Source organism: Paenibacillus odorifer, assembly GCF_000758725.1.
Lineage (GTDB): Bacteria > Bacillota > Bacilli > Paenibacillales > Paenibacillaceae > Paenibacillus_AQ > Paenibacillus_AQ odorifer.
In genome coordinates, this window is record NZ_CP009428.1 from 2,019,948 (window position 1) to 2,039,513 (window position 19,566).

At 45.6% G+C, this 19,566-nt stretch carries 9 protein-coding genes; 6 read left to right on the top strand and 3 right to left on the bottom strand.

The window, feature by feature from the left end:
* Nucleotides 1-500: 500 nt before the first annotated feature.
* From PODO_RS08460 to melA, 6 genes are all read left to right on the top strand, one after another.
* Nucleotides 501-1,832, top strand: coding sequence for a sugar ABC transporter substrate-binding protein (locus tag PODO_RS08460; protein ID WP_036684378.1), 1,332 nt, complete (start codon nucleotides 501-503; stop codon nucleotides 1,830-1,832).
* A gap of 107 nt (nucleotides 1,833-1,939) precedes the next feature.
* Complete coding sequence (locus PODO_RS08465; protein WP_036684375.1) at nucleotides 1,940-3,253, top strand: sugar ABC transporter permease; 1,314 nt, start codon at nucleotides 1,940-1,942, stop codon at nucleotides 3,251-3,253.
* Nucleotides 3,250-4,092 (top strand): sugar ABC transporter permease, encoded by an 843-nt coding sequence (locus tag PODO_RS08470; RefSeq protein WP_036684372.1) that lies wholly within the window; start codon nucleotides 3,250-3,252, stop codon nucleotides 4,090-4,092. Before PODO_RS08465 ends, PODO_RS08470 begins: the two co-directional genes overlap by 4 nt.
* A 97-nt stretch (nucleotides 4,093-4,189) precedes the next feature.
* The gene (locus PODO_RS08475; RefSeq protein ID WP_052096897.1) at nucleotides 4,190-6,244 is read left to right on the top strand and encodes a methyl-accepting chemotaxis protein; all 2,055 of its coding nucleotides are present in this window, start codon (nucleotides 4,190-4,192) and stop codon (nucleotides 6,242-6,244) included.
* A gap of 152 nt (nucleotides 6,245-6,396) precedes the next feature.
* Nucleotides 6,397-7,326: an AraC family transcriptional regulator gene (locus PODO_RS08480; RefSeq protein WP_094903395.1), complete on the top strand. Its 930-nt coding sequence runs from the start codon at nucleotides 6,397-6,399 to the stop codon at nucleotides 7,324-7,326.
* 121 nt (nucleotides 7,327-7,447) lie between these two features.
* Complete coding sequence (gene melA / locus PODO_RS08485; protein WP_038569578.1) at nucleotides 7,448-8,953, top strand: alpha-glucosidase/alpha-galactosidase; 1,506 nt, start codon at nucleotides 7,448-7,450, stop codon at nucleotides 8,951-8,953.
* 769 nt (nucleotides 8,954-9,722) lie between these two features.
* On the opposite strand, the gene yhbH is transcribed toward melA, so the two are convergent.
* The 3 genes from yhbH to PODO_RS08500 all read right to left on the bottom strand — a co-directional run bounded on the left by yhbH (nucleotide 9,723) and on the right by PODO_RS08500 (nucleotide 19,479).
* Entirely contained in the window at nucleotides 9,723-10,886 is a 1,164-nt protein-coding gene (gene yhbH, locus PODO_RS08490; RefSeq protein WP_036684553.1) for a sporulation protein YhbH, read from the bottom strand.
* Between the two features lie 173 nt (nucleotides 10,887-11,059).
* Nucleotides 11,060-12,745, bottom strand: coding sequence for a DUF11 domain-containing protein (locus PODO_RS08495; protein ID WP_038569580.1), 1,686 nt, complete (start codon nucleotides 12,743-12,745; stop codon nucleotides 11,060-11,062).
* Nucleotides 12,742-19,479, bottom strand: coding sequence for a DUF7507 domain-containing protein (locus PODO_RS08500; RefSeq protein WP_155288106.1), 6,738 nt, complete (start codon nucleotides 19,477-19,479; stop codon nucleotides 12,742-12,744). Before PODO_RS08500 ends, PODO_RS08495 begins: the two co-directional genes overlap by 4 nt.
* Nucleotides 19,480-19,566: the final 87 nt, after the last annotated feature.

The following is a 19,566-nucleotide window of genomic DNA, read 5'->3' on the forward strand; positions in this document are numbered from 1 at the left end:
ATGTTGTGCTTCATGCTGGACAGCCTCTTAACGTTTTGGATTATAGCATGGAATAAAAGGGCTTTCAATACTCTTGTTCAAACCATTGCACTAAATTTCACTAAAGTAAACGAGCATTGTGAACGTTAATTTATGAGAAATCTCTTGAAATAGAGAAAATGTGGCATATTAGGGGCAAATAAAATAGATATTCCAATATTAAACACATGAATTATCGACTAATTAAAAGATATCATGTGAAAAATGGAGATATATGCCTATAATGTATATCAATTAATGGAAAATGACCCAATACAGTATATGCAAACGTTTTTAAAAACAATCGTTACTGTTGTATGATGTACTCATGAATGAAGCGCTTTCGTACCTGTGAAATGCAGATACAGAAGGAGCAAGCTAAAAGAAGAACTTTTTTTTTAGCCTTTCTGAAATCGTTTGCGCAGATTGCAGCACTACTATTTTCCATCTTACGTTTTTAAAAATTGGGAGGGGTTAAAGTAATGAAATTGAAAAAAATGATGGTTATCACCGCAGCTTTCTCAATGGCTCTGTCCGTTACAGCATGCGGTTCGAACAACAACAGTACGAATAACGGGGGCAACAACGCAGCAAAAGCTACTAACAACGCTACTACAGAGACTGCAGCGCCAGAGAGCACAGATGCAGCAGTAACAGATGAAATCGTACCTGAAGATGGCGCAACTCTAGTGGTATGGGAAAGTAAAGAAGAAAGACCTTTTGCAGATGAGATTGCTAAACAGTTCACAGCAAAATATAACGTTCCAGTCAAGGTTGAAGAATTGGCACCCCCGGATCAAGTAACTAAGCTTACTCAAGATGGTCCTTCAGGATTAGCGGCAGACGTTATTCTTATCCCTCACGATAACTTAGGTAAAGCGGCAAGCGCGAGCTTGGTTCTTCCTAACGATGTCTTCGGTGAAGAAACAAAAGCTAACAATACTGAAGCTTCGATTATCGGATCTTCGTACGAAGGCGAATTGTATGGTTACCCAAGAGCAGCAGAAACTTATGCATTGTTCTACAATAAATCGCTTGTTAAAGAAGCACCTAAATCATTCGATGATGTTCTTGCATTCAGCAAAACATTCACGGATAAATCGAAAAATAGATATGGAATTATGTGGGAAGTAGGAAACGTGTACTTCAACTACATGTTTATCGCATCCGATGGCGGATACCTCTTCGGTAAGGATGGTACGGATAAAGATGATATCGGTCTTGCTAACGATGGCGCAATTGCAGGACTTAAAGAATTTGTGAAATTGAAGGAAGCATTGCCAATTAAGAGTGGTGATATCAACAGTGATATCAAACGCAGCTTGTTCAACTCTGGTGATGTAGCTATGGATATCACAGGTCCATGGGAGCTTGGAGGATACAAAGAAGCTCTTGGTGACAACCTTGGTATTGCTCCAATCCCTACAGTGAATGGCAAAACAGCAATTACATTCTCTGGTATTAAAATTTTCGCAGTTAACTCGTTTACTCAATATCCGAATGCTGCTAAATTGTATGCGAATTTTGCTTCAAGCAAAGACGCTCAGCTGTTACTGAACAAAACGATTGGTTCGGTTCCTACAAACAACGAGGCGCTTCTTGATCCACAGATCTCTAGCGATCCTTATGTGTCCGTTTTTGCAGAACAAGCTAAGAACTCCCAACCGATGCCTTCTATCCCTGAAATGGGTAACGTATGGAGTCCAGTAAATGCTGCCCTTCCAGAAATTTGGGATAAAAATGGGGATCCAAAAGCAGCAATGGACAAAGCTGTACAACAAATCAAAGATTTGAATAACAGTGCATCTCAATAAGGATCATAATTCACTGTCTTAACAGCATACAGTGAATCAAGCTGCCCGCCGCATGTTTAGCGGCTGGCAGCTTCTTATTTTCACTCGGAGAGGAGAACGGAAGCGAAATGCAACGACATCGCACGAGGGCCGCAATACTGTCGACGATTTTTATGGGATTGGGACAAATATATAACCGCCAATTCGTTAAAGGAATATTATATTTAGCCGTAGAAGCTGTAGCCGTTTTTTATTTTATTGAGAATCTTGCCAACTCCTTATGGGGCATTGTAACACTAGGAGAGAATCCGAGTCGTCTGGTTAAAGTGAAGGGGATCGCCAAGATGGTTACCGGTGATCACTCGATTTATATTATGATCCAAAGCTTGATCACCATCCTTATTCTTATTCTATTGATTATCGCGTGGTATTTGAATATCAGAGATGCTTACAAGATTGGAGAAAAACGTGATAACGGTCTTCAGGCAAACACTTTTAAACAAAGTGTTCGTTATATCCTGGATTACAAGTTTGCTCAAGCGTTTCTAGTCTTGCCGGGTATCGGTGTTCTATTCTTTACTATTATGCCTATTATCTTCATGATCCTGTTGGCCTTTACGAACTATTCCGCACCTGATCATCTTCCACCCGCCAAATTGGTGGACTGGGTTGGATTTCAGACCTTTCGTAATTTATTGGTCCTTAAGACATGGAGCCACACTTTTTATGGTGTATTAACATGGACAATTATATGGGCAGTTCTTTCAACCATTACTACATACTTCGGAGGACTGTTGGTCGCTTTGCTGGTGAGTCAGAAGGGCATTCGCTTCAAAGGAATGTGGAGAGTAATTCTGATTGTGCCTTACGCGGTGCCACAGTTAATCTCGCTTCTGCTCATGCGCAACTTATTTAACGGTCAATTCGGGCCTATCAATCAATACATGGGGTATTTTGGATTGGATGGATTACCGTGGCTGACTGACCCATTCTGGGCTAAGGTTACCGTAATTATCGTTAATATGTGGGTAGGTATTCCTGTTTCTATGCTGCTTATCATGGGCGTTCTGACTACTATCCCACGGGATATGTATGAAGCTGCTGAGGTGGATGGAGCATCGGGTTATCAGAAGTTCCGTATCGTAACGTTGCCGATGGTATTATTCTCCACAGCACCAACCTTGATTACGCAGTTTGCAGGTAACATCAACAACTTTAACGCAATCTTCCTATTAACTGGGGGTAGTCCGGTAAATGGTGACTATCAATATGCCGGTTCTACGGACTTGCTAGTAACCTGGTTATACAAATTAACGCTTGATCAGAATAAAAACAACATGGCTTCGGCAATAGGGATTATTATCTTTATCATTGTCGCTTCATTCTCCCTGTACAATTACCGCCGGACGAAGTCATTTAAAGAGGAGGATATGATCCAATGAGCAGAAAAGTCGCGAACATTATTCGCTTAGCAGGTAGTTATATTATCTTGATTGCTTTGTCGATAGCTGCACTCTATCCTGCCCTTTGGATTCTCTTAGCTTCCTTCCGACCTGGTAAATCATTGTACAGCAAAACGTTTATTCCCGAGCAATTCACTTTATCACATTACAGAGAATTGTTCACATCACCCAGCTATATGTTTGGGACTTGGTATGCCAATACCTTGAAAATAGCTGTGTTCTCGATGCTTATCGGGGTAGTTCTTACTTTGTTAACCAGTTATGCCGTATCCAGATTCCGGTTTAAAGCGCGTAAAACAGCGTTATCCACCGTATTGATTCTTGGTATGTTCCCTGGTTTTATGAGTATGATCGCTATTTATATGCTGCTTAAAGAGTTTAATTTGCTGGATACACATATTGCGTTAATTATCGTTTATGCGGCGGGGGCACCGCTGGGTGGGACCTTTATCGCTAAAGGGTTCCTGGATACGATTCCTCGTTCTTTGGATGAGGCGGCTCGAATAGATGGGGCGAGTAATTTCGGGATATTTATGCGGATCATCTTACCCTTGTCACGTCCTATGATCACTTACATGGCGCTGACTCAGTTTGTTGGTCCTTGGGTGGATTTCATTTTCGCCAGACTTATTTTGCGGACGAAGGAGAACTGGACGGTCGCAGTCGGAATGTGGGATATGGTTAACACGAACCAAAACACGAACTTTACCTTGTTCTCTGCGGGTGCGGTTTTGATCTCCATTCCAATTATGATTTTGTTTGTATTCTTGCAACGTCTGCTAGTAGATGGCTTGACAGCAGGAGCTAGTAAGGGGTAAACCCATTCGCTCGCTTCATGCTAATAAATGATCAGGGTACAGCCTTTATACAGAAATGGAGGGCTGTACCCTTATTTCGTCACGGGGAGTGAACTTAATGAAAAAGTCCTGGACTCTATATTTTAAATCTGTTGGAGTTAAACTGTTCGTTATTTTATTTAGTTCTATAGTTCTCTTATCCTCCGTGCTAGGATTGACTTCCTATTTTGCCGCTAAAAATATCATTACGAATGAGGTTGCTGCAGCCTCCACACAATCTGTAGTTCAGGCAGCGGACAAGCTGGATTTTGTGCTGGCAGAGTATGAGGCACTATCAAGGCAGTTTGCACTCGACTCTGTGTTAAAGGGTGATTTAGAAAAAATAAATAGTGGCGAGCTTACAACTGTGGACAAAGCCGGTGCTGAAGATCGGATTCGCAGAAAGCTGGACTTGGTAAAAGGGTCTGATGAGCGGATGTATGGCGTCAGGCTGGTATCCAAGAGCTTGGTAGACTCAGAATCTTATAAGTCTGCTGGCATAAGTGGGATTCGTAGTGATGAAGGCATTTCCGCAAGATTAGAGCAAATTGCCGCAGCTAAAGGAGAGCCAGTCTGGTTTCCCGTTCGTGAGAAAGGCTTTTTTGATGCTTATACTGAGCCATCCTTAACTATGGGGAGATTGCTGCGTAATCTTGTACATCCCGAAGCGGAGTATTACATGCTAATCGAAGTGAAAGGGAAGGCCATGACTGAAATGCTGTCTAACCTTCAGATTGGGATGACCGGTGAAATTCGTATCTTGAGTGCGGATGGCAGCATTGTGTATGGTGTGGATCAAGCTAAGCTGGGTCAACCCTCTTACATAAAAGTTTCAGAAGAACAAGGTAAAGAGCAGAATCATTCATTTACAGCGGAGGATGAGAACGGAAGTTCTCAGCTTGTTGTATACCAGCCCTTGGCTACTGCCAAGTGGACGCTTATGGGGTATGCTCCCGTCAGTGATTTTACCAAGTCTGCGGACAAACTTTTATATATTACATTTTCTGTGGTGCTAGCGGCAGCCTTAATAGCACTACTAATCGGTTATATTCTTGTTCGTTTGGTAGGGCGTCCGCTGGGTAAGCTGGCAGTCTTGATGGAAGAAGGAGAGCATGGGAACCTACAGGTACGAACCCATTTTAAGGGCAAGGACGAGATTGGCCGCTTGGGTCACAGCTTCAACAAAATGATGGAGCAGATCTCTTTGCTTGCAAGGCAGAGCGGGAATTCGGCAGATGAAGTCCTCCTTACTTCGGAACAATTAGTACAAGCATCAAGTACAATCTCCCTCCATGCCAGAGAGGTTGCGACCGCTACCGGTGAGATTGCAGCGGGGTCAGCCAGCCTCGCTGTTGAAGCCGAACGCAGTTATCACAATGTTGAGATTATCGGCAGCAAAATGAGTGAAGTGACGGAAATAAATACAGTGATGGACCATTCAGCAGAACGGGTCATTGAGGTTAGCAATCAAGGTACAGAGCTGATGAAGCTGCTAGTAGAACAAAGTGAGTCTACGGTAGAGATGATCAATCGAATTCAAGATAATTCTACTAAGCTCAGAGAAAGCACCCATTTAATTCGCAGTATTCTCAGCCCTATGATTGCCGTGAATAAGCAAACCAATATTTTGGCGCTAAATGCTACCATAGAAGCAGTTAGGGCAGGTGCGGCCGGAAGAGGGTTCATAGTGATTGCTGATGAAATCAGGCAGCTCGCTAACCAGTCGAATGAGTCGATTCAATCGGTCTCCAAGATCACGGAAGAGATTGGTCTACATATCGAGAACACCGTTAAGGATATCAATGAAGCCGCTCCTAAGTTCCGTGAACAAATCTCTTCTGTAAGAGAGTCGTCAACGATATTTGCGAGTGTCAAAGAGGAAATGGAACATTTCATGAGACATATTAGTGAATCTTCTGCTTCTGTCCTCGAATTGATTGAGTTCCAGCGTCAACTTGGTGAATCCATGGCCAGCGTCAGCTCCATTGTCCAGCAGACCACAGCTTCGACGGAGGAGGTAGCTTCTATGTCATCTCAGCAATTTACGGTTAGTGAGGAATTGGTTGCCTTATCGGAAAAGCTGGAGGGCTTGGCAGCGGATCTCAAGCACTCTTTGGTTTCTTTTCAAGTATGACAATAATATTCTAATAGAGACGAGCAATTTTCCAGTATAGTGGAGAGTTGCTCGTTTTTGTTGATTTGATCGCTATCGGAGGTTATCTTGTCTTCGAAGTGGCTAAAGGGATACACTTGTATTAAGTAATAAATGAAGAAAGTAGTGATCCATTGACGAACTTAAATCTGAGTCCTAGCGGGAGTCTTTTTCAGCAGGTTTTAATCGAGGGAGATTATAGTCCTCATTTTTTTGCTTACTATTATAAACAGTGGAATAACTACAATATGTCTTACCATCAGCATAATTCAACGGAAATCATGTATTTGATCTCAGGAAGTTGTATCGTAGATGTCCGTCCAAGCTCAGGAGGAGAAGAGAGAGTTCGGCTGAAGCGGGGAGAATTGATCATCCTAGACGCGAATGTTCCGCATAGGCTGATTGTTGAAGAGGGGGCACCTTGTCGGATGCTAAATGTGGAATTTGGCTTCATGGAATATAGAGGGGTTGCACCCTCTGTCGGCAAGCTAGCCCGTGAAGAAACGGCGCTCGCAGAAATGCTGCAGCTTCCTTTTTCCAGTTTAGTAATGCCTGATCCGGAGGAAATCTATCATGTTCTAAAGGGACTTGTGTTAGAGCTTGATCAGAGCGGCGGGAAGGGGGGAAGTATGGTTGATTTATTATTTTGTGAGCTTCTGTTGCGATTATCCAGACTTCGGCAAGAGCAGCTTCATACCAGCCAACAGCCCTCGCAGCTTTATGTGCGCCGGAGCATCGAATTTCTGCATCAGAACTATGACCAGAACATTCAGGTTAAGGACATCGCTGCCGCAGTAAATCTGCATCCCGGATATTTGCATCGAATTTTTAAGAGCCATACGGGTCGGACACTCAGCGATTACTTGAATATGCTGCGAATGGAGAAGGCGAAGATGCTGCTTGGGCAGAGCGACATCCCGATTGCTGAAATTGCAGATTACGTAGGAATTAGCAGCAGGCAATATTTTCACCTTCTTTTTAAAAAATACGCCGATTGCACGCCTGTAGAATTCCGCAATTCCATTGAGCGTCACGCCTGGAGTTATGAAGAGCATGATTTTTAGTAGATAGGTTAGGATTTTTGACACCTTCTTTCAAAAGAGGTCATGATATTGGTTACGCTTTCCTCAGGTCCCTTGCTACAATGGACAGGAACAACCAATTCATTACCGGAGGATGATAACCATGTCATTTAAAGTGTCTTTTATAGGGGCAGGCAGCATTGGATTTACCCGTGGATTGTTGCGGGACTTACTAACTGTACCGGAATTTAAAAATATCGAAGTCTCATTTATGGATATTAACAGCCACAATCTGGAGATGGTCACGGAGCTATGCCAGCGTGATATTAAGGAGAATGGTTTAAATATACAAATTCAGGCGACAACGGATCGCAGAGAAGCACTGAAGGATGCTAAGTACGTATTTTGTACTATTCGGATGGGTGGGCTTGAAGCCTTTGCTACGGATGTGGACATTCCCTTAAAATACGGAGTCGATCAGTGTGTGGGAGATACTCTGTGTGCGGGAGGTATCATGTACGGGCAACGCGGAATTGCGGAGATGCTGAATATTTGCCGTGATATTAGGGAGATGGCAGCACCGGATGTGCTTTTGCTTAACTATTCGAACCCGATGGCTATGCTGACCTGGGCCTGCAATAAATATGGTGGTGTTCGGACCATCGGTCTATGTCATGGTGTACAGCATGGGCACCAACAAATTGCGGATGTGTATGGGCTTAAGAAATCCGAAGTTGATATTATCTGTGCGGGCATCAATCACCAGACCTGGTATATTTCAGCAAGTCATGAGGGGAAGGATCTGACCGAAGGTCTTTTAGAGGCTTTTGAGAAACATCCGGAATTCAGCCGTACGGAAAAAGTGCGCATCGATATGCTTCGTCGCTTTGGATACTATAGTACAGAATCCAATGGACACTTAAGTGAGTACGTGCCATGGTATCGTAAACGCAGTGATGAAATTATGGATTGGATCGATCTGGGGAGCTGGATTAACGGAGAAACAGGCGGTTATCTGCGTGTCTGCACGGAAGGTCGGAATTGGTTCGAGACCGATTTTCCAAACTGGATGAAAGACCCGGCATTGGAGTATACGAAGGAGAATCGCGGGGAAGAGCACGGCTCTTATATTATAGAAGGATTGGAAACGGGACGAGTGTACCGGGGGCACTTTAATACAGTGAACAATGGCGTAATCTCTAATTTACCAGAGGACGCCATTATCGAAGCACCGGGATATGTAGACCGGAACGGGATCTCCATGCCATTGGTAGGTGAATTGCCGCTTGGGCCTGCCGCCGTATGTAACGTGAGCATTTCAGTGCAACGTCTGGCGGTTGAAGCAGCTGTACACGGCGATGATAAGCTGTTGCGTCAGGCATTTATGATGGACCCACTCGTTGGTGCTGTATGTAATCCAAAAGAAATCTGGCAGATGGTCGATGAGATGCTCGTCGCAGGGGAACAGTGGCTGCCTCAATACAGCGAAGCTATTGCTAGGGCCAAGGAACGTTTGGCTTCAGGAGAGCTTATCCCAACGAACGCTAACAACGAGGGCGCTGCTCGCCTGAAGGTGAAGACGGTGGATGAGATGATGCAGGACCGGGAAGCAGCGAACAAAAATGCTGGTGAGTCTGATAAAGGCAAGGATAGAGAGAAGGTTCATTAGGCTGTAGCGTTGAAAGCTTTTTAACTATAAATAACCTCCGCATTCCAGAGTTTGAGATTGGAGGTTATTTGCATGGTGGAAATCTAAGCGGGGAAAAACAAAACAGCAGTCATAGCTTACGATAACAAGCTGACATGGGTGGGGAGTACAAGTTTATCGGTACCGATCCAAATTGTGAAATTAGGTGTATAGTAGGAGTTATTATGTAACTGAAAAAAGAAAGTTAATTTCACTGGCTTATTTTTTAATCTATACCGTAGCGCCGAGCGCTACAGTAATCCCACACAGTTGCCCTACATACTATTCTGACGCATTCTTTGATATTTACGGACTCAGATGAGCAATTTGCCCATCCCCGATACTTACGGACCCAGATGACACTATTTAGCAATTTATCGCCTTTGGAGCATGATTTCGGACCCCAGTGCAGCTATTGCTCAGAATGAAGCTCGTTTTTGGTGTTTTTCATGCTAATAGTAGCTATGGGGTCCGATAGCAATCCAAATGTGCGCTAAAGCTACTTATAAGGTCATCTGTGTCCGAATGCGCCGATCCCCCAGTAATCCCAAAGTTGCCCTACATACTATTCTGCGTATCCCCTGATCTTGCGGACCCAGATGACGCTATTTGCCCATCCCCGATGCCTACGGACCCAGATGACGCAATTTACGAAGTTTGTTGTTTTGTTCAAGAAGGAGCAACGCCAAAAACGCGGATGTCCCATCAGCCATTTTTGGCTTTTGGGATACCCGCGTTTTGGAGTGGGGGATTAAGAATTAACCGTACCCTTTGGACTAAAGAAGGTCTTCAGCGCCTGATACACTTCTTTTTTGTCTTTAATGACGTAATGCATGAATTGTTCATGTTTCAGATGGCGATAAGCTGACATCAAGGTACTGCTTCGATTGTATTGGTTCACCTCACCGTAGCCGAACATATTGCTTCGTTTCAGCAGTTCTCCGATCAGCTTCACGCAACGTTCGTTGTCGGAGGTGAGATTATCACCATCGGAGAAGTGAAATGGATAAATATTGTACTGCGCAGGCGGGTAGCGGCTATCGATAATTTCAATCGCTCGCTGATATGCCGAGGAACAAATCGTTCCCCCGCTTTCGCCACGGGTGAAGAAATCATGCTCACTGACTTCCTTAGCCTCCGTATGGTGGGCGAGAAAGACAATCTCTACCTTCTCATACTGGCGGCGCAGAAAACGGGTCATCCAGAAGAAGAAGCTGCGGGCGCAGTATTTTTCAAATGAACCCATCGAACCTGACGTATCCATCATGGCAATAATGACCGCATTGGAATGAGGGGTTCTAATATCATCCCATGTTTTGTAGCGCAGATCATCTGGGCTGATACTGTGGATGCCGGGATTGCCGCTGCTTGCATTGCGCCGAAGATTCTCCAGCAGCGTACGTTTTTTATCGATGTTGGACATCATCCCTTTTTTACGAATATCGTTAAAAATAATGGATTTGACCTCGATCTCTTCCTTATTCTTAGGCTTCAAATGTGGTAATTCCATATCCTGAAATAGAATGTCCTCCAGGTCTTCCAGATTGACCTCTGCTTCCACGGTGTCTTGACCGGGCTGATCGCCTGCTTTTTCTCCTTTGCCTGGCTGTGCCGATTGTGAATCGCGCCCAAGCACATCTCCGACCTGGCTTTCTCCGTCCCCCTGTCCTACATGCTTCTGTTTACGGAAGTTATAAATAATCCGGTATTCATCCAGACTGCGAATCGGAACCTTCACAATCTGCTTACCGCCTGACAAAATAATATTCTCTTCGGTAACGAGGTCAGGCAAATTATCCTTGATGGCTTCTCTGACCTTTTGCTGATGGCGTTCCTGATCCTGATGACCTTTACGATGAAGGGACCAATCTTCTTTTGAGACTACGAAGGAAAAGGGACCGGATGATTGCGACAGGATGACCACCTCCCATGGAATATGAATGTTGATTGAAGAAATCTTTTGCAAAGCATATATTTGGATCCCCCGCAAAGTACCTGAGTACGCATAGAGAGCAAAGCCTCACCTTGTGGGGATGTTTTGGGGTTGTAACTAAAGTATATTCATGGGGATGAGGGATATGTGATTTCTTATTCACTGATCTCATCTACGGTCAGCACATAACTGTTAGATTGACTTTCGCCAGAGTAGTCACGTCCATCCATATTGAAAGAGTATTGAGCATTCACGGAGCCCTTAAGGAAACGACCCATTACCTGTTCACTTACCTGGACAAAATAATGAATGTTAACCATAGATGCAGCATTAACTACCCCCAGCGGCAAGGTGCCGGCAAATGAAGATTGTGGATTCGGAACTCCATCAATCACAATGCTGTTGGGATCAAGAAAACATTTTTCCGGGGTTAGCCGATTCAGAGATATTTCCGCAGGCCAATTTCCGCTATTGGTTAGTGAGATCCAGCATTGGACTCGCTCTCCTGCTTCTACAATAGTTGGTTTTGCATGGACTACGAGTGAAATGACAGGTGTGACTACTAAGGTGGTAACTGTATTGGAACGAGAGGTTTGTCGTACGGTCCGTCCGTCTGGAAGCACAAAGGTATACTGAACACTACCATGGTTTTGTACGGCTGCGATTTCATGAATGTTAATGGCTGCAGGTATACTCACTTGAAATACTACAACTGCTGTAGTTCCGCCTCTTAAAGTACCTAACTGGATGCCTTCCGCTGGTCGTGCACCTTTTTGCAACACTCCATTTAAGAGAACACTATCCCATACGAAAAGAGTACCTGAAGGTATAGCATCTGTTAGGACTGCATTTACAGCCAGATTCCCGTTGTTCGTTACCGTAAGCTCATATCTCAAATTATCGCCCGGAGCTGCTGTAACATGATCCACTTTTTTACTAATGTTGACCCCCGCTTGGACAAGTGAGACAACCGCAGTGTTACTTTCGGTCATAATTGTATGCTCATCGACTGAATAGGTGACAACCGCGTTGTTGGTTAAGGCCAACGAGGGAGAAAACTCTGTTACTCGGACACGAAAAGTAATATCAACGCTTAGGTCTGTGTCCAGCGAACCGAGTAATATCCCCTGCGCCGGGTCCGATTCTGGGTAATAAATCCCACCTGCAATGACACTCCCCGGTATAAACACGGCCCCGTCCGGAATAGAAATTATTGCGTTGATTTGAGTTAAAAGGCTGTTGCCTTCATTTGTAAGCCGCAAGGTGTAAGTGACTACATCCCCTATAAAAGAAGTCGGAGTACTTGCAGACAAGGAGGTCGAGAGCTGGTAGGAGCGTAAAGAAACCAGTACAGAGTTAGACGCAAGCTCACCCTTAACGGTTCTTCCCTCCGGAGTGGAAAAAGAAAAACGGCCTAGCGCTTTATTTTGCAGCACTAGGGAAGACGGCAGGGAAATGATGACGACTTGAAAGGCGATGCTCACTTGACTCTGCGGTGCAATAGAACCAAGGGGGATGCCTGAAGACGGTGTAGCCCCCGGAAGAGGCACACCGTCTCTGAGCACACTGTTGGAAATAAAGGATACACCTTCTGGAAGAATGTCAAACACCGTCAAAAAAGCATCTGTATTTCCATTATTACTGGCTGTAATGGTATACACCAAAGTGTCGCCTAAAGAGGCGTGGAGTTTATCTGTACTCTTCAGCAATGAAAGCACGGGGCCCACGACCGGGGTGTTAACGGTATTGGAATAGACAATTCCGTCAACACCCGCTGCCGAATTGAAGAGTACCATGGATTGATTGGTTACGACAGGTTGGGTACGTGAGCCGGGAATCATAACGCTACTACCTGAACCTGGAAGGTAATGGTTGAAGAAGCACCTGCAGCAATTGTACCAATTACGATTCCCGAAGCCGGACTGCCACTAGGACGAGGGGCTCCATCTACGGTAATACTTCCCGTTACGAACTGGCTGCCAGCTGGAATAGGGTCAACCATGATGACGTTATTGACTGGTGAAATCCCTAAGTTGGTGACAACTATCGTATAGGTAATGATATCGCCAACAACCGCATCAATAGAAGTAGTGCTCTTAACCACACTTACGTCCGGAGAAGATACAGGGATAATGAGGACGTTTGAGACAGAGGAGCCCGTGAGTGAACGTCCATCTGGCGGTGTGAATGTGAAATTTGCTGTAGCTTGATTGACCAACTGCTGCGGTGAAGGCAGGGACGCAATAGTAACCTGTAAGGTAATCGTTACTGTTACTGTACTTCCCGGAGCTACCGCCCCAATGCTTAAGCCAGTAGATGGATCTGATCCTGGTTGTGGTACCCCATTCACGAGCACGCTGTTTGGAACAAAGACAGCTCCGTTCGGAATGGTATCGGTAATAACTACATTTGCTATGAGGTTACCAGTATTCGTCACATTTAAGGAGTAAGTAATCGTATCTCCGACAGTTGCGGCGGTTCTGTCCGCCCCTTTGACAACTACAATGATAGGTTGATATACCAGAATAACAAGTGTATTTGAGAAAGAAGATCCTGAGAATGCGCCGGAGGTGAAACTGACGGAAGCCTGATTACTAAGCGTTGCAGGATTAGGAAGCACATTGACAATCGTGTTGAACGAGACTTGGAAAGATGCTCCCGGTGCAAGTGTACCGAGCGAGATCCCGTTCGCTGGGTTGGCGCTAGGGCGTGGAGTGCCATCTACGGTCACACTGCCAGCGACAAAGCTAGAGCCTGCAGGTATTGGATCACTGAGGTTAACGTTACTGATATTTGCTATTCCGCTGTTGGTAACAGTGAAGTTATAAGTGATGGTATCCCCAACAACGGCATCGGTAGCTGTCGAAGATTTAGTGACGATAACGTTCGGTGAGGATACTGAGATTGTTGTTGTATTGGAATTGATCGAATTGTTAAATGTCCGTCCATCTGGAAGTGTGTATGCAAACGCGACGGAAGCTTGATTGAGCAGCTGTTGGCTTGCCGGCAATGTTGTGATAAGCACTGAGAACATTACAGACAGGCTTCCATTCGCGGAGATTACCCCCAGTGAGATCCCGGCAGCTGGGTCTGCTCCTGGAGCAGGAGCGCCTTGAATGAGTACACTGTTTGGAATAAACGTTGTACCCGCTGGAATGGTGTCACTCAGGGTTGCTAAAGCTCCGTAGTTACCTGTGTTGGTCACATTTATAGTATAAGTAATCGTATCCCCAACGGTAGCATTGACTGAATTGGAGCTTTTTGCTGCTGCAAGGATAGGCAGATAGACAGGCGTCGTGACGATATTTGAGAAGGCTACATTTGAGACAACACCTGAGGTGAAGCTGACTGTTGACTGATTATTTAACAATCCAGTAGGCGGCAGTGAAACTACATTTACGGTAAAAGCAACAGTTACGGTTACACCGGGTGCTATGCTGCCTAGGGTCACTCCAATAGCTGGGCTAACTCCTGTGCGAGGCACACCGTCCACAAGCACGCTGCCTGTCACAAAGGTGGTGCCGGCAGGAAGGGCGTCTGTGAAGACCACATTATTTACAGTGGCAATCCCGTTATTAGTTAAAGCTATGGAATAAGTAATAGTGTCACCGACTGTAGTTGATGTTGTGGTTGTAGTTTTAACTACAGCAATATTAGGTGAGGAGACCGGAATAGTGACGGTGTTAGAGAGTGCAGACCCATTAAGTGTACGTCCGTCGGGTAAGGTGAAGCTGTATGCTGCGGTTCCTTGATTGACCAGTTGCTGAGGACTAGGCAATGAAGTGATGTCAACCGTGAAAATGACTACGGTCGTTCCTCCAGGCTGTATTATTCCAGCTGCAATTCCGGTGGAAGGATCCGCTTGCGCTAAAGGGAGGCCGTTGATGAGCACACTATTCGGAACGAAAGTGGTACCTGCGGGAATATTATCCGTCAGTGTTAAATTAGCAGCATAGTTTCCTGTGTTACTCACTGTCAGTGTGTAGCTAACGGAATCGCCAACCGTGGCATTGGCTGTACTAGCACTCTTGACTACGGCAATGTTCGGCTGGAACACAGGGACTGTAACAGTATTAGAAAAAGTGGAGCTTGAAATAACGCCTGAAGTGAAGGTAACGGATGCCTGATTGATGAGTGAAGCTGTAGGAGGGACGGAGATAACAGTAACACTGTAGGTAACCAGCGCTGATGCACCAGCTGCTAGAGTACCGATAGATATCCCCGAAGCAGGATTCAAGTTCGGGAATGGAACTCCGTTGACAGACACGCTGCCTGTTACAAAAGTACTCCCTACCGGTGTAGGATCATTGAGTAAGACGCTAGTAACAGATTCTATACCATTATTAGTTATATTGACGTTGTAAGTGACCGTTTCACCAACAGCAACTGATGTTGAAGTAGTGCTCTTGGTAACGACAATGTTAGGAGCAGAGACTTGTAAAGTTACAGTGTTAGACACCGCAGTCCCAGATAACGGTCTACCGTCAGGCGGAGTAAAGGTAAAGCTTGCAGAAGCCTGATTACTAATCTGCTGAGGTGTTGGCAGGGAGATGATATCAACGGTGAAGCTGACTGCAATACTGGCACCAGGAGCGACATTTCCTACAGCTATCCCTGTATCAGGGGCTGATCCGGGTTGAGGCATGCCACCTACAATGACACTATTAGGAACAAAAACTGTACCTGCTGGAATGTTATCAGTTAGCGTAAGATTTGCAGCCAGATTACCTGTGTTGCTAACAAGCACTGTGTAGATGACAGAATCACCGACAACTAAAGCATCGAAATCGCCGTCTCCATCAGCGGCACTTTTTAATAAGGAGATTTGGGGCTGAATAACTGGTGTAGTTGTGATATTAGATGAAGAAGAACCGGAGAATACACCGGATGTAAAACTGACAGACGACTGATTGTTAATCTGTGATGGTATCGGCATTGTTATCCTCACCTCGAATGTTACGGTAGCTGTGGCGCCAGGGCTCAAACTACCGATTGGAATGCCGGCGGACGGAACTGCTAGCGGCAGGGGAGTGCCACTTACAATTACGGTTCCGGGAATGAAAGCTACATTCTCAGGCAGAGGATCGCTGAGAATGATATTGCTTACTGTTGCAATACTGTTGTTGGTCAATACAGAGGTAAAGGTAAGGATATCACCAGTAACAGCAGTAGCAGCGTTTACGCTTTTTACAACACTGACGTTAGGGGCAGACACTGGGACAGAGAGCGTATTGGACACTACATTTCCACCGAGCTGACGCCCGTCTGGAAGGGTGAAATTATATGTCGCTGAAGCAGAGTTCAGCAATACTTGTGATGGAGGCAGTGCTGTGATCGTGACCAGAAAACTTACGGTGACACTGTCACCTGGAGCGAGCGGTCCTACTGGAATGCCAGTTGCCGGATTATATCCGGGCAAAGGCGTTCCTCCAATAATTACACTATTCGTGTCAAACACGGCTTGGGGTGGCAGGATATCAGTTACTAATAGAGTAGCTGCAATATTCCCGGTGTTGCTGATCAGGATGGAGTATGAGAGAGATCCCCCTACAGATGCCTGTGCTGCATTGGCACTTTTGACCATACTAAGGATGGGCTGAAATACAGGTGTTACTATCGTGTTTGAGAGCGAAGAACCGGTAAACGCTCCAGAGGTGAAGGAGGCGCTGGCTCTGTTTGTAAACTGTGCTGGACTTGGCAAGGTAGCGACATTCACTCTAAAAGACACCGTGACAGAGCTGCCCGCGGCGATACTTCCGATTGCTATACCTGTACTTGGGTTAGCCGCTGCTACCGTCGAACCGTTGACAGTCACACTGCCTGCTACAAATGCTCCCCCCGTAGGAATAGGGTCAGAGACAACAACGTTAGTGACAGTGACGCTGCTTGGGTTGGACACTACGACTGAATAAGTCAGATTTTCTCCAACTGCTATATTAGTTAGATTTGCAGTTTTGGTTAGTGTAATGTTTGGAGCGGAGACCGGAATGGTTAGGGTATTGGATAGACTGGTCCCGGAGAATGATCTTCCACTTGGCAGTTGGTAGGTGTAATTGCTGCTGCCTTGGTTATTCAGAACAGGTGGAGCAGGCAGAGATTGCACAGAGACAAGGAAGGTCACAGGAACAGCTGCCCCTGAAGCTAAAGTACCTAAGTTAATTCCTGTAAGTGGAGAGTCAGCAGGTCTAGCAACACCGTTAACAGTTACACTTCCCGAGACAAAGGTGCTTCCTGAAGGAATATTGTCGCTCAGGGTTACAGCCGCCCCGATATTTCCAGAATTCTGCACATTTAACGTATAAAGAATATTGCCGCCTACAGTTGCACTGGAAACGTTCGAGCTTTTTGCAATTTGGATTACAGGCTGATACACGGGAGTTGTCGTCGTGTTTGAGACTGAAATGCCAGTAAAAGCACCCGAGCTAAAAGAGGCACTAGATTTATTCAATAGCTGAGCGGTACTTGGTAATGAGATAACGTTGACTTGAAAAGTGACTGCGACGGAGCTTCCTGGAGCGATGGTACCGACAGAAATCCCTGTTCCAGGATTAGCTGAGGGTTGCGATACACCGGCGACAGTGACACTTCCGGGGACCAGCGATGTACCCGCAGGGATGGTATCTGAGAGTGACACGTTGGTAATTGCTGCAATTCCGTTGTTGCTGATTACAGAGGTGTAGAGTAGTATATCTCCGACAGTTACGTCGGCGAATCCAGCGCTTTTGACTACGGTAACATTAGGTGTTCTAACTGGAATAGACAAAATGTTGGACGAGGCAGATCCAGCTACTGTTCGCCCATCTGGAACTTGAAACGTATAAGCGGCGCTTGCTTGGTCGACCAGCTGTGGCGGAGAAGGTAGGCTATTCACGATGACCCGAAATTGAACAGTAGAACTGCCACCGGCGGCAACCGTACCGATAGCAATCCCTGTGGCAGGGTTACCGGCGATAGGATTTCCATTGACGGTGAAGCTACCTGCGACATAAGAGCTGCCTGAAGGAATATTATCAGTAAGTGTTGTTACCGCGCCGATATTTCCTGTGTTAGTGATTTGAAGGGTATAGGTGATCTGATCTCCAACCGTAGCATTGGTAGTACTGGCTGATTTCACAATGTTAAGGACGGGTGAATATACAGGTAAGGTTACTGTATTAGATGGAATGACCCCGGTCATGATAGGGCCTCCGGCTACACTTTGAAATGTAAAGGCAGCATTAGCGGTATTAGCGATATTTTGCGGACTTGGTGGTAATGAAGTGACTTTGGCTTGATATGTAACAGTTATTGAACTGCTTAAAGCTAATGAGCCTAGTGAGATTCCTGCTGTAATATCAAAAGTAGGTCTGGAGACACCAGCAACAACTACGCTTCCAGTTACAAAAGTGGATCCTGCCGGCAGCGCATCTGATAAAACGACACTTGCTGCTCCCGCTGTTCCTGTATTACTGACAGTCACCGTATAAGTTACCGTATCACCGACTATGGGGCCGGCTACATTAGCGCTTTTAGTGAGGTTTATTTTTGGAGCATTGATATCAACCTGTATGGCATTACCGTTGAGTACATAAGCATCGCCTGAGGTGGTTAATTGTAATACGGCTGAAGATTGATTGTTTATCAGCCGTGCGGAGACGTCAACATTGGTAATATCCCAGCCTTGGCGACCACCGATAATGTTGGTTCCTGGATTTCCGTTTATTTGGTTGCGGTTTCCAAAGGTACCCGTTGTGTTTAGGTTACCTGCATCATTGTTAATCTGCGATGCAAAAAAGTTGTTGGCAAAGTTATTAGGTCCCGATAAAGCAACAAGTGTAGCAGAGGTTGGACCAAATAATGCCTGATCCCCCGAACGGTTGGCATCCCCCTCCTGCGCGCTGAATAACGCTCTGCCGCCAAGCGCACCAGTAATGGGTGTGGCAAATCCAGTTATTGTAGTGGATACCGGAGCTGAGTTTGCCTGTACAAGTATTGCACCTGCCCGAAGGGACATATTGCGAAAAGGTAAGGCTGTATTTTGGTAGATTACACCCAGCGTCCAGCCCGCATGGTTGGCTGTAGAATCACTAGGGATAACAATCGTACCCACTACACCGCCAGTGGTGTAGGTGCCGGCACCGCCTTGTTGGATAATGCTGGTCACGTTGGCGGAACGAACATATGCTGATGCACCACCTCCCAAATCGACTACGTTGCTCGTTGCTGAATCAGGAGTAACACTGAATGTAGTGCCGGCAGGGGTTATGAAGGAGACAGGGTTGTTAATGGCCGAACTAAGGTTTACATTTCCGTTAATATAGGTACCGCCCCAGATTAGCTCCGCATACAGTACGGTACTGCCTGAGGGTAGGACCAGTATGGCTGCTGAACTGTTGCTTGTATAAAGACTAGTAGTTCCGCTAGGATAGGTACCAAATGTTGATGAAGTATTAACAGTAGTAAAGCCACCGATGCTGTCTAGTGTCCCTGGCACTCCGATCGTATCGGAGCGGCTAAGTCCAAGCGTGTTGCCGGTAAATGTGATAGCACCGGTCGCATTGATCGTTGCCCGTACGACTAGTGGAATGATTCTCACCTCCTTCGAGGTTGGTTTTGATCAAAAGTGTGCCGTCCTATAACTAGGACGGCACAGTTAATACCTGTATGTTAGCCTATGACACAA

Coding starts and splice junctions, on each gene's coding strand:
- PODO_RS08475 (WP_052096897.1), top strand. CDS start 4,190: ATGAAAAAGTCCTGGACTCTATATTTTAAATCTGTTGGAGTTAAACTG.
- PODO_RS08495 (WP_038569580.1), bottom strand. CDS start 12,745: ATGATTCCCGGCTCACGTACCCAACCTGTCGTAACCAATCAATCCATG.
- PODO_RS08460 (WP_036684378.1), top strand. CDS start 501: ATGAAATTGAAAAAAATGATGGTTATCACCGCAGCTTTCTCAATGGCT.
- PODO_RS08470 (WP_036684372.1), top strand. CDS start 3,250: ATGAGCAGAAAAGTCGCGAACATTATTCGCTTAGCAGGTAGTTATATT.
- PODO_RS08465 (WP_036684375.1), top strand. CDS start 1,940: ATGCAACGACATCGCACGAGGGCCGCAATACTGTCGACGATTTTTATG.
- melA (WP_038569578.1), top strand. CDS start 7,448: ATGTCATTTAAAGTGTCTTTTATAGGGGCAGGCAGCATTGGATTTACC.